This window comes from Stenotrophomonas sp. CCNWLW162, from assembly GCF_037203745.1.
In the GTDB taxonomy this organism is placed as follows: Bacteria; Pseudomonadota; Gammaproteobacteria; order Xanthomonadales; family Xanthomonadaceae; genus Stenotrophomonas; species Stenotrophomonas maltophilia_AQ.
The window spans coordinates 415,274-428,351 of the sequence record NZ_JBBCBL010000003.1 but is presented as its reverse complement, the minus strand read 5'-3'; the positions used below and the strand labels follow the sequence as shown (position 1 = coordinate 428,351).

At 65.9% G+C, this 13,078-nt stretch carries 6 protein-coding genes; 3 read left to right on the top strand and 3 right to left on the bottom strand.

Going from position 1 to position 13,078, the window contains the following annotated elements:
- Positions 1 to 8 precede the first annotated feature (8 nt).
- Positions 9 to 1,196: a hypothetical protein gene (locus tag V9K93_RS10760; protein WP_337302538.1), complete on the top strand. Its 1,188-nt coding sequence runs from the start codon at positions 9 to 11 to the stop codon at positions 1,194 to 1,196.
- Between the two features lie 45 nt (positions 1,197 to 1,241).
- Here V9K93_RS10760 and V9K93_RS10755 read toward each other — a convergent pair whose 3' ends face one another.
- The 3 genes from V9K93_RS10755 to V9K93_RS10745 form a co-directional block, all read right to left on the bottom strand.
- Positions 1,242 to 1,649 carry a hypothetical protein gene (locus V9K93_RS10755; protein ID WP_248151343.1) on the bottom strand — a complete coding sequence of 136 codons (408 nt, stop codon included), beginning with the start codon at positions 1,647 to 1,649 and terminating at the stop codon, positions 1,242 to 1,244.
- Positions 1,650 to 2,116: 467 nt separating this feature from the next.
- Entirely contained in the window at positions 2,117 to 4,501 is a 2,385-nt protein-coding gene (locus V9K93_RS10750; protein WP_337302537.1) for an autotransporter family protein, read from the bottom strand.
- 335 nt (positions 4,502 to 4,836) lie between these two features.
- Positions 4,837 to 7,245: an autotransporter family protein gene (locus V9K93_RS10745; RefSeq protein ID WP_337302536.1), complete on the bottom strand. Its 2,409-nt coding sequence runs from the start codon at positions 7,243 to 7,245 to the stop codon at positions 4,837 to 4,839.
- Between the two features lie 398 nt (positions 7,246 to 7,643).
- Between V9K93_RS10745 and V9K93_RS10740 the strand changes: the two genes are divergently transcribed.
- Together V9K93_RS10740 and V9K93_RS10735 are read left to right on the top strand one after the other, a co-directional pair.
- Positions 7,644 to 10,871, top strand: coding sequence for an autotransporter family protein (locus tag V9K93_RS10740; RefSeq protein ID WP_337302535.1), 3,228 nt, complete (start codon positions 7,644 to 7,646; stop codon positions 10,869 to 10,871).
- Positions 10,872 to 11,025: 154 nt separating this feature from the next.
- On the top strand, positions 11,026 to 13,065 hold the full coding sequence (locus tag V9K93_RS10735) for an acyltransferase family protein (protein WP_337302534.1): 2,040 nt from the start codon (positions 11,026 to 11,028) through the stop codon (positions 13,063 to 13,065).
- Positions 13,066 to 13,078: the final 13 nt, after the last annotated feature.

Here is a 13,078-nt window from a genome sequence, read left to right as displayed (position 1 = left end):
TCTAAAGCATGACTATTGGCATCCGGCTGTTCCCGTTGCTGGCCGTAATGGCGGCGCTGCCTGCCACCGCACAGGTGGTGGACGTCAACGTCACCGGTGAATTCAGGCCCAACGCCCTGGATCCGGGCGATACCGCATTCCGCAACACGACACCCCGGGGCAGCTTCTGCAACTGGAGGCCGGCCGAATGCGATAGAAACGGGGCCTATATCTTCGATCTCGGCAACCGCGAGTACTGGCGCAAGGAAGGGCCGAGCGACGACACATCAAGGCGTGATACCACCTACATCCGCTTCCCGCCGCCGCGTACGATCACCCTGCAGGAGATGTCGAGCGGACGCACCTTCGAGGCGACCATCAGCTTTGCGGCGCTGTCCATGCGCATCAACTTCGGTGGTGGCGCCGATCCCTGGTACCACGGCGTCAGTGGAGGTTGCACGGCCATCCGCGGCGCCGGTGGGGTTGGATTTTCGCTGGGTGGTTGGGCGGGGCGGACGCCAGCCAGCCCCACCGAGTGCTACAGCACCAACACGCGGTATGCCCGCACCTACTCCTACAGGAACGTGGGGCTCGGCATCCACGTCAACCTGCCCAATGCAATGACGCTGCAGGACGGCCGCTACGTGGCCCAGGAAACCTGGACCACCGGCGGCGCCGGGGCCGACATCGATCTGGGCGACAACATCACCGGTGTCGAGGCCGTGCGCATGAACTTCGTGTTCGATGTGATCCACGATTTCCAGGTGCGCTTCGCCACCGAAGCGCCGCGCGTACAGTTGGCGCCCGAAGGGGGCTGGTCGCCCTGGATCGATCATGGCACTGCTCCGGCGAGGCTGCGCCAGGAGCTGCCGTTTCATCTGACCACGTCGATGGACTTCAGCATGAAGCTGCGCTGCCAGCACCACGTCGGCGACCAGTGCGGCATTCATGATCCGCAGGCGGACAAGCAGGTGCCGGTGGAGGTGGACGTCACCCTTCCGGGCATGAACAACCTGCGCGATGGTCGTCCGGCGCAGAACACCGTACTGCTGGCCGATGACGGTCAGGCACCGCGCTTCACGCCCGATGGCTACCTGATGCAGCGCCGTTCGACCCTGCGCTTCACCGCCGGGCGTGACGCGGTGCTGGAGATGGTGAAGACACCGGGCTCGCGCTGGGAAGGAGACATGACCGTGCTGTTCGACGCCAATCCCTGAGCCAGGGACAGGGATTGGCGTGGCCGAGGTGCCGCGGAAGCTGCATCACGCCACCCGCAACTGCACATCCACATACTCGGCCAGCCCACGGCAGGCCAGCAGCAGCCCTTCGCGCACGTCATCGCCCACCTGCTGGTCGGCATCGCCGTCCACGCGCACGCGCTCGATGGCGTGCAGCAGTTCCAGCAGCAAGGTCAGCCCGGCATTGGCGCGGTCGATGCGCGCCATCGCGAAGCCGAAGCACTTGCGACCTTTGTCCGGCCACGGTTGGCCGTCGGCGGCGTCCACGTGGCGGATGCGCTGCAGGCAGCCGAGCAGGGTGATGCCTTCGTCGGCATGGGCGCGCATCGTGCTGCCCAATGTGGTTTCCAGTGCTTTGGCCAGATCATCCGGCAGGCGTTCGACGGCGTCGCCCAGTGTGGCGAACAGATAGGGATAGAGCGAAGAAGTCATGGCGGCGTCCTTGAGTGTGAAGCAAGGGGCCGCCCTCGCGTTGGGCGAGGGCGGCGGACGGTGCGTGGTTGCAATACCGGTGGCAACTCTGCGAAACGCCGGCGGGCACGAGGCCCCCACGCACCGCCCGCCATAGGGCACGGACGGATTGCCTGCCGACGCCGCCCAACAAGGAAAGAGCGACGCCGACAGGCAAGCGTAAACAACAAAGTTGCCAAACGGGATTGCAAGCCCGTGCCACCCGTTGTCGGTGGCGCGCCATGACGTGCACGCAGGTGCTGCTATACCAATCAGAAAAGTTTCAATTTCGAAAACGTTGCAGACGCGTATCGCATGCGCTGGGCGAAGTCGAGCACGCCCGCGCGTGCCAGTTGCGACATTTGTTGTAGCGCCGAGCGCATGCTCGGCGCTACAGAAAGCAGAAAGCAGAACGGCGCCGGATCTCTCCGGCGCCGTTCGTGTTTACATCACCACGTGTAGGCAACGCTCAGGTTCGCCGTGGCTTCGCGGTAGCCACTGTCACCGCGCATCACGCCAAACCCGCCCCAGGCACTGAAGCCGGAACGGAATTCCACGCGCGCACCCGCGCTCAGTTCATAGCGGTTGCGCGGGATGCCGGCCTTCAGCACTTCGTCGTCGAAGGCGATGCCCTTGCCGGTGCCATCGCGGTACCAGTTGGCCGCCAGATACGGGCTGACCGAGGCACCCGCCGCCGAGTGGCCTTCACCCTGCAGGCGCAGGCCAGCACGACCGGACAGGCCGCTGTTGCCCGCTGCACGCACCACGGTGCCGTTGGCTTCGGTATGCACGTCGGTCTTTGCATCGGTGTACACCAGCTGCAGTTCCGGCTGCAGGCTCAATGCGGTGCTGCCGATCTGGCCGATATTGAAGCGATAACCCGCTTCCAGCGAGCTTTGCCAGATGTCCGAGTCGTAACGCTCCTCGGCCAGGCCTTCACCCTGCACGCGATTGCGGAACTGGCCGCGCTGCACGCTGGCATCCACGTACATGGCGTCGTTGGCCCAATTGCCATACACGCCCAGTGCGCCACCTTCCACCTTGCCCCGCGCGCTGAAACCAGTCACGTCCGAACGCGAGGTGGCGCTGCTGCGTGCAGCGGTACCCATTACGCCGATGCGGCCACGGCCGTTGTCGAACACGCCCACGTCCGCACCCAGTTGCAGGCGCGAGCGGTCCACGCGCAGGTCGAGCTGGTCATCCACCGCACCGAACTTGCTCTGCGTAGCGTCAACACGCGCCCAGCCGCGGATGCCATCCACCGCAGCGGCGCCGCCCTGGCGGTCGCGCCAAGTGTGGCGCAGCATCTGGTCCAGCGCGAACTGGTTGGCCAGGTACGCACCGGTTTCCGGGCGCAGGATCGGCAACGGCGGCTCGATCGGGTCCACCGGGTCCACCGGCGTGCACTCGGGCAGGGTCGGGTCGGCCAGGCACGGGTCCGGCGCGCCGCCCAGTTCCGAACGCAGGTACCAGTTGCCGTTGGCGTCCTTCACCAGGAAGTACTCATACTGCCCGCCCACGGCGCGGCCGACCAGATCGAACTGCGCATTGGATGCACCGTCGATGTCGATCAGCTCGATGCCGCGATCAGTCTTCGCACCGGCACCGCCGGCGTTGAGCACGCGCACATTGGCCTGGCCGTTGGCATCGCCGGCGATCACCAGCTTGTCGGTCAGCGAGCTGTCGTCACCCAGCTGGGTGTTGAACAGCAGGGTGCCTCCCGCGCCATCGAAGCTGTCGACGGCAAGGGTGTTGAACGTGCTGGCATTGCCCAGTGCCACGGTACCGGTGCTGCCCAGGGCGAGGTGGCCGACGTTGCTGTCACCGGTCATCAGCCAGATGCTGTCGCCATCAATATCGGCACTGGTGACGTTGATGAAGCGGCCGTCGATCTGGGCTTTGTTGCGCAGGGTGACGTCCAGCGTGGCAGTGGTTGCCGTGGTCGGATCGAGGTGCACATTGCCGGCCAGGCGCGAGTCGTCAACGGTGAACTGGACATCGGTGCGGCTGGAAATCGGTCCTGCGAGACTGGATACGAGCAACAGATTGCCGTCGCCGCCAAGCAGTGTGGAGTTGTTGGCCACAAGGATGTTGTAGTCACTGGCAGTCAGCGGCATGACATGGATGGCAGCGCCCTTGCCCGATTGGACGGTCGAATTGTCGATGCCCAGATCGACGCTGCCGCCGACCGGATCGTAGCCCCATAGAAGGACGCCTGCGTTCTCGCCGAAAATCCGCGAGCCGTTGACGAGGTCCATGCTGCCATACTGGACACGAACGCCATTGCCGGTGTTGTAGGCGGGAACGGTAGGATCATTCGATGCCTCGACATGCACCTGCATGGCATCCAGCAAAGCATATCCAGCGCGATCGCCAACACGCGCGACGATATCGACGCCTGCGGTTGGCGTGGGACCACCTGCAGTCCCAGCGGGCACCGTGATCTTTCCGCCGGTCAAATGGGCTTGGCTGTTGCCTCCATGCAGCGAGACGCTGCCGCCGTAGAAGTCAGTGCCATTGCTGATGAGGCGTGCACCACCCGATAACGAGACCGTGTTTGCCCCTGTGCCTGTGCTGCTAACACGACCGCCCTCCAGGGTCACCGTCGAGTCGCTGCCGGCGGTGATCTGGTTCATCTGTGCGTTCTGCCCGATCAGGTTCGACTCATTGACCAGTGTCCATGCTTCTGCCGGGTCACCGGCAACGACGGTGGCGTTCTGATTGTCCAGGTCGCCCGCCTCGACAGAACCTGCTGCGAATGCGGTGATGGCCAGCAGTACGGCCTGGGCGAGGGGAAGGCGCGGATTGTCGCGGGAGTTATTGGCGTAGCACATGCGGCTGTCCTGTCAGATGGAAAAGGCTGGTGCAACTGCGCGCTTCCGGGTCTGCTTCTCGACATCGACGTTGGGTATAGGTCGAGAGCATGTGAATGAAATATGAAATTGGTGGGAATTACGCTAGCAGATGTCTCTTATGGCTACATTTTCGTCATGCGCTTTGGCCAGTCCCATGCAACTTGTTGTAAAGCCACGGTCGGGGGTGATGCAGGTTCAGCCCCCGGACAGCAGCACGGCACGCGGCGGCATGAGGCGCCGTGCCGGTGCTGCTTGCGGTGAGGGGCGTCGGACCGAAGAGAAGCCGAGCATGGCGCGGTGCTACTGAAAGCAGATCACCACGTGTAAGCCACGCTCAGGTTCGCCGTCGCTTCGCGGTAGCCGTGGTCACCGCGCATCACGCCAAACCCGCCCCATGCGCTCAGCCCGGAACGGAAGTCCACGCGCGCGCCCGCGCTCAGTTCATAGCGGTTGCGCGGGATGCCGGCCTTCAGCACTTCGTCGTCGAAGGCGATGCCATTACCGGCACCATCGCGGTACCAGTTGGCCGCCAGATACGGTCTGACCGAGGCACCCACCGCCGAGCGCGATGCACCCTGCAGGCGCAGGCCGGCACGACCGGACAGGCCGCTGTTGCCCGCTGCACGCACCACGGTGCCGTTGGCTTCGGTATGCACGTCGGTCTTTGCATCGGTGTAGACCAGCTGCAGTTCCGGCTGCAGGCTCAGCGCCGTGCTGCCGATCTGGCCGATGTTGAAGCGATAACCCGCTTCCAGCGAGCTTTGCCAGATGTCCGAGTTGTAACGCTCCTCGGCCAGGCCTTCACCCTGCACGCGGTTGCGGAACTGACCACGCTGCACGCTGGCATCCACGTACATGGCGTCGTTGGCCCAGTTGCCGTACACGCCCAGTGCGCCGCCCTCCACCTTGCCGCGTGCGCTGTAGCCGGTCACGTCCGAGCGCGAGGTGGCGCTGCTGCGTGCAGCGGTACCCATCACACCGACGCGGCCACGGCCGTTGTCGAACACGCCGATGTCCGCACCCAGCTGCAGGCGCGAGCGGTCCACGCGCAGGTCGAGCTGGTCTTGCACCGCACCGAGCTTGCTCTGCGTGGCATCCACCTGGGCCCAGCCGCGCACGCCGTCGATGGCAGCGGTGCTGCCGCCCTGGCGGTCGCGCCAGCCGTGGCGCAGCAGCTGGTCCAGCGCGAACTGATTGGCCAGGTACGCGCCTGCTTCCGGGCGCAGTACCGGCGGCGGCGGATCCACCGGGTCAACCGGATCAACCGGATCAACCGGATCAATCGGCGTGCACTCGGGCAGGGTGGGATCGACCACGCACGGATCCGGACCGGCACCGGTTTGTGAGCGCAGGTACCAGTTGCCGTTGGCATCCTTCACCAGGAAGTACTCGTACTGCCCACCCACGGCGCGGCCGACCAGATCGAACTGCGCGTTGGACGCACCACCGATATCGATCAGCTCGATGCCGTGCTCGGTCTGGGCGCCAGCGCCGCCGGCATTGAGCACGCGCACGTTGGCTTGGCCGTTGGCATCGCCGGTGATCACCAGCTTGTCTGTTGCTGAGCTGTCATCGCCCAGCTGGGTGTTGAACAGCAGGGTGCCGCCCGCGCCGTCGAAGCTGTCGACGGCAAGGGTGTTGAACGTACTGGCATTGCCCAGTGCCACGGTACCGGTGCTGCCCAGGGCGAGGTGGCCGACGTTGCTGTCGCCGGTCATCAGCCAGGTGCTGTCGCTGTCTATGCTGGCACTGGTGACGTTGATGAAGCGGCCGTCGATCTGCGCCTTGTTACGCAGGGTGACGTCCAGGCTGCCATCGACCGTGGCGGCGTCGAAGCTGACATTGCCCGCAAGCCGCGCATCATCCACGTTGAACGTTACGTGGCTGGCACCGGGTGTGGCGCTGCCGCTGCGGGAATCGACCTGCAGCAGATTGCCGTTGCCGCCCAGCAGCTGGGCGCCATTGCTGACGTTGATGACGAAGTCCGCAGGCTGGTCGGCCGCCACACGGATGGCGGCGCCGCGGCCAGACGAGATCGTGGAGCCATCAACCACCAACTGCAGGGTGTCTGGCGTGCGGAACGTGCCCATCATTAGTACGCCCACGTTGTCCGCGTCGATGCGCGATCCGTTGACGATGCTTACCTTGCCATTCTGCATGCGCACGCCCAGCCCACTGGCAATGTCGCTGCCGGCGGCGGTGTCTTCCACGCGCATATAGGTGGAGTCGATGATGGCCGATGCACCGGGCAGCGGCGGGCCGGCCGGCGTGCCACCCATCGAGAGACCGATGCTGAGTGCTTCAGTGGGTGACAGACCATCTTCAGCGGTCACCAGCACACGATTTCCGATCATGTGCGCCATTGACGCTCCGCTGACGAGGACGCCACCGCCGCGGAGCGTGCTTCCCTCGGACTGGAACAAGGCCGTGCCGTAAAGTGCCACGGCGTGCTGATGTATGCCGCTGCGGCTGATCGTGGTGCGGAAGGCGTTGATTCGGGAGGTATCGGCGCTGATGGTCTGCGTCTCAGCGTCCTGCACGGCCAGAAATGCGTCGTTCTTCAACGTCCACTCCTCGACGGCATCGCCCGGATGCACGAAGGCGGCAGTTCCGTCCAGGTCACCTGCAAACGCCGCCGTAGAAGGAGCCAGAGCCAGTGCGGCCAACAAGCCATGGACCAGTGGCAGCAGCTTGGGTTGGGAAATGCTGTAGCGGTGACGCATGGGTAGGTCCTCATGGCAGAAGTGGATTGCAGGGCCCGATTGACGCGGGCATCGGCCGAGGCGGCGATTGAGTTCCGCATCGTGCGCAAGTGCGTCTGCGCCGAATTCGCCCATCCATTCGTTCACGTAAGCGCTTTTTTTGGGCGTTCATGTGAAGCGGTTGGGATGAGCTGAATTCGCCGGTTCATGTCTTGATCGGCACGAATTCTGGGCGGGACGCTGGCTTCAGCCCATGCAATTTGTTGTAAAGGCCGGATCAGGCTGCCGATCGGGTTGGCCACTGTTCATCGCAGGCGACGCGGGCCCGAGCAGCTGCGGTGCAACGGATTTGCAAGCTATTCGATGGGCGCAGTTGCGACGCGTTTCTAAGGTGGGGCCCTTCCATTGGAGCCACCTGCATGCGTCCCACGCTTCCCCGCCGCCACCTGCTTGCCATGGCGCTCTCCACCACGCTGGTTCCGTCTGTCGCTATGGCGCAGCAGGTAATCGCTGATGGTGACGAACAGGTTCCGGCGGCAGGCGACTACGCGACTACCGAACCGGTGGAGCCCGGCAATCCGGCGGGTTATGTGTTCCATTCGATCAATGGCGGCACGATTGTTCCCACCGGCGAGGTCAATCTGCGTACCGAAGGTCTGCGCGCTGCCGCTGCACGGGCCGAAGGCGTGGGCAGCAGCATCCAGCTCAACGGTGGGCAGGTTTCGACGACCGGCTATGGTGCAGCAGGTCTGTCAGCATCCGCTGGGGGGCATGTGCAGGCGATCGGCGCGCGCATCGAGACGGCGGGCAGTACCGCACACGGTGCCGAAGCGCTCGCTGGCCGCATCGAACTTGAGCGCGCGGAGATCGTGACCCGTGGCGGGCTGTCGCATGGCGTAGCCGTACGCGGCGGAGAAGCGCAGGTCCGCGACAGCACCATCGCCGTCCATGGCAGCGGATCCCACGGCGTGGAGATTGCTGGCGGGACCCTCCAGGCAGAGGGCGTCCACATCGAGGTAGGTGGTAGCGGGCACGGGCTCTGGGCCGAAGGCAGCAGCGACGTCAGGCTGAGCTCGGTGCGGATCGATGGCACTGGCGCGGGTGCATCGGGCGTGCTGGTGGGGCTGGGCAGCAACGTGGTGCTGGAGAACGTGGACATCCATCTCACCCACGAACGTTCGGGTGCGGGTCTTCTGGTGGTAGGAGAGCTTGAGATGCACGGTGGCAGCGTACATGCGCGCGGTGGCAATGCCAGTGCCGTCAGCTTCGCCACCGGTGGTGGCGGGGTGCTGCGGCTGGTGGGCGTGGAGCTGTCCGGTCACCACGGCATCCATATGACCGAAGGCGCTGACCTGACCCTGCAGGACAGTCACCTCGACAGCGTTTCGACCGGCATCAACATGAACCAGCGCGATGCCGTGGCGCGGGTGGTTGGTTCATCGGTCACCACCCGCAGCGGCGTGGGCATTCTGGTGCACGACGGTGATCTGACAGTCGAGGGTTCGACCATCACCTCTGACGGCACCTACTGGCAGGCGATTTCGGTGCTGGGCGGTACCGCCGAGGTTACCGCCAGCCGACTGCGAACCCTCGGCCAGAATGGTCACGGTCTGTATGCTGAAGGCGCCGCTGGGCCCGACCCGCTGGTTACGGCCAACAGCACCGATATTCTTACCGAAGGCCCCGGCGCCATCGGCGCCATCGCGCGCCTGGGTGGTACCGTGCACTTGGCCGACAGCGTGGTGCGCACCACCGGCGTCAACTCGCACGGCGTGTTGTCCGGTGGAGCCGGCGAGATGACGCTGACCAACACCCACGTTCGCACCGAAGGCGAAGGCGCGTGGGCCGCGGTGATCAATGACAACGGCCGCATGCGTATCGACGGCGGCTCGCTGGTCAGTGCACAGCATGGCGGTGTGTGGCTGCGCAGCAGCCGTGACGCGGGCCTGACCCTGTCCAACGGCACGCGGGTATCCGGTGGCAACGGCATCGGCCTGGCACTGGATGCGGCGGTGGCCGGGCGCTTCGACGTGGTGCTGGAAGGGCATTCGCAGATGGTGGGCGACATCGTCACCACGCCCGAGGACGAGGACGCCGGGCTGGTGCCGCAGTCGGACGTGCACGTGCGCCTGGCCGATGGTTCACTGTGGCAGGGTTCGTCCAATCTTGTGCAGACGATGGCGATCGAAAGCGGTAGCCAGTGGACGCTGGCCGGTGACGCCACGTTGGGTGAACTGCAGGTGCTCAACAGCGGGCTGGCGTTGTCCGACGGCAGCGGCCGCTTCAACACGCTCACCGTAGACGGCGACCTGCACAGCGAAGGTGCGTCCTTCCTGTTCCAGGGCGCACTGGCGGGCGATGACAGCGCGATCGATCGCCTGCATGTGCGGGGGGATACCTCGGGTGATGCAAGCATCGTGGTCAACAACATCGGCGGAGTGGGCGCACCTACGGTGGACGGCATCCAGCTGATCGAAGTGGACGGTGCATCACTGGCGCGCTACGCGCTGGCCGGACGCGCGGTGGGAGGTTCGTACGAGTACTTCCTGTTCCAGGGCGGTCTTGCCGATCCTTCCGATGGCAACTGGTACCTGCGTTCGCAGTGGTTCGATGTGTGCCAGGACGATCCGGCGGCGCCGGGCTGTGCGGTTGATCCGGGCCCGGGCCCGGACCCGGGTGAGGGCGGGGGCGGTGGCGAGGGCGTGGGGCCGGTGGACCCGATCCGGCCGCCGCCGGTGCTGCGCCCCGAGGCTGGCGCCTACCTGGCCAACCAGTCGGCGGCCATCAGCATGTTTGCCCACCGCATGCATGAGCGCACCGGCGCCATCGGCAGCGAGCGCACTGCGTGGGCGCGCGTAGGTCGCAGCAATGCAGATTTCACTGCGGTGGGTGGTCAGCTGTCGGCGGACGGCAATACGTCGGTACTGCAGATCGGCAGCGACCTGCTGCGTCGGGGCAGCGCCGCCTTCGGGGTGATGCTGGGTAGCGGCCGTGCCGACAACCGCGTCGTTTCGGATCTGACCGGCTACACCGCTACCGGCCGCGTGCGTGGCACTGCGCTGGGTGTTTATGGCACCTGGTTGCAGGACGCCGAGGGCACTCACGGCGCCTATGTGGATGCGAACGTGCAGTACGGCCGTTTCGACAACCGGGTGCGGGGCGTGGGCCTGGAGCCGGAGCAGTACGATTCGCGCACGACCAGCGCGTCGCTGGAGGCCGGCTACACCTTCAATGTGTGGCAGGGGGAATCGAGCCAGCTGTACCTGCAGCCGCAGCTGCAGTTGTCGTACGCGGAGTTCCGCGCCGACCGTCATGTGGAGCACAACGGCACGGTGATTGATCGTGCCGATGCCGGCGGACTGAACGGACGCGTGGGCGTGCGCGTGTTCGGTGGAGGCACTGCGGCGGGCAGTGTGGTGCAGCCGTACATTGGCGTGAACTGGCTGCGTGGCAGCGGCACCAGCGCGTCGCAGTTCAACGGTGAGACGCTGGGCGCGGAGGTACCGCGCAACCGCTATGAGGTACAGGCCGGCGCCGAGCTGAAGCTGGGCCAGCGCTGGGGCGCATGGGGCGGCATGACCGTGCAACGCGGCGATCACGGCTACCGCAACGTGGGCGGCCAGGTGGGCCTGCGCATGGCCTGGTAACCCACGACGCCGGAGTCAGAGCCCATTGCATGGCAATGGGCTCTGACCCCAGGCGATCTGGCTGCAGAACCGCCGAGCATGGCTCGGCTCTATCATCGTGCTGAGTTGGGATCGGACATGAACGATGTCCGCGTCTGTCGCGATTGTCCATTGAATGACTGCGCCAGCGCTGGTCATGCTGCCCGATCGCTCGCTGACGGTCGCCCGCATGCCTCACCCCGAACGCTCCCACAACGCTGCCATCGATGGCCTGCGTGCACTGGCCGTGCTGGCCGTCATCGTCTTCCATGCGAATGCGGCGTGGCTGCCCGGTGGTTTCACCGGCGTGGACCTGTTCTTCGTGGTCTCCGGCTTCGTGATCAGCCAGTCGCTGGCATCGCGTGCAGGCGCGCCACTGGGCGCGCTGCTGCTCGATTTCTACCGGCGCCGCGTGCTGCGCCTGTTGCCGGCGTTGCTGGTGATGCTGATGGCCACCTTCGTGCTGTCGGCGCTGTTCATTCCCCGCGCCTGGCGCAACGAGCAGTTCGACCAGACCGGTTGGGCGGCGCTGGTGGGTTTCAGCAACGTGGTACTGGCCGGCCAGCAGGATGACTACTTCTCGCCCGGCGCCGAACTCAATCCGTTCCTGCACACCTGGACACTGGGCGTGGAGGAGCAGTTCTACCTGGTGTTCCCGCTGCTGTTCTTCGTCTGGTTGCGCGGCCGCGACCGCTGGCCGTGGTCGCGTGTGCTGTTGCCGGCGCTCACGGTGTTGTCGCTGGCGTGGGCGGCCTGGCAGGCGCAGGCCGCCCCGGCGGCGGCGTTCTACCTGCTGCCGTCGCGGTTCTGGGAACTGGCGGCCGGTGCGCTGTTGTACCAGTGGATGAGCGCGCGCGGTCCCGGCAAGCGCGAGGATGCGCTCGCACTGCCCGGCCTGGCGCTGCTGCTGGCGGGCGTACTTGTCGCGCCGCAACTGGCGATGCCGGTGCCGGGTGTGCTGGCGACAGTGGTCGGTACTCTGCTGCTGTTGGCGGCGGTAGCGGGGCATGGCCAATCGCGGGTCGGCCGCGCCCTGGGCTGGGCACCGCTGTCGTACCTGGGGCGCCTGTCGTATTCGCTGTACCTGTGGCATTGGCCACTGCTGGTGCTGCTGCGCTGGACCTACGGGCTGCAGGGCGCTGCGCTGTGGCTGTACCCGGTGCTGCTGCTGGCCGTGTCGGCCGCTTCCTACCATTACGTCGAACGTCCGCTGCGCAGCGCCCTGCCGCTGTTGCGGCTGGCGCCGGCGAAGGTGCTGGCGATGGCGCTGCCGGTGGTGGCGCTGTGCGGCGCCGGTGCCTGGGCGACGGTGGAGTACCACGAGCAGATCTCGCTCAGCGTCACACGTGATGGCTACGCATGGCAGGCGCGTCGCTACCCGGCGTGGCGACCGCTGGAGCCGGTGGGCGCACCGGCGCTTGAAGGGCGACGCCTGTTTGTTGTGGGCGACTCGCATGCGGCGGCCTACCGCACGATGACCAGCATGGTCGCGCGGCAGACCGGAATGGAGATCCGCCAGGAGGATCGCGGCGGCTGCAGCTTCGTCAATCTGCTGCGGGCCAGCCCGGCCGACTGCCAGGACTTCATCGAGGACAGCCTGTCGGCCATCGAACGCGACGCGCGCCCTGGTGACATCGTGTTGCTGGCGGTGCTGCGCATGCCGGAGCTGCGAGGGTTCGATTGGCAGCACAAGGATGAGCAGGACGTCTACCGGCAATTGCTGGCCGAACGCACGCCCGCGCATGCGCAGGCGGCACGTGATGAAGCCGAGCGTGTGCTGGGCCGCCTGCAGCGGTTGGGCGTGCACATGGTCATTGATGCACCGCTGCCGCTGTTCAAGGCCGGGGCCTATCGCTGCTCGGACTGGTTCAACCGTAGCAATCCGGCGTGCGCCGGTGGCCTGAGCATGTCGCGCGCGGATCTGCAGATGCTGCGTGCACCGCAGATGGCACTGCTGGCCGAGCTGGCCGCGCGTTACCCGTCATTGACCGTGTGGGATCCGCTGCCGCTGCTGTGCGGGCCGGATACCTGCTCGGCCGTGCAGGACGGTGAACCGCTGTTCTTCGACAACGATCACCTGAGCGGCCATGGCAACCGCGTGCTGTTGCCCAGCTTCCGGCAGTTGCTGATTGATCTTGCCGGCGACGGCGCTACCGGCGCACTTCCACCGTCGTGATTCCCTCGTGATT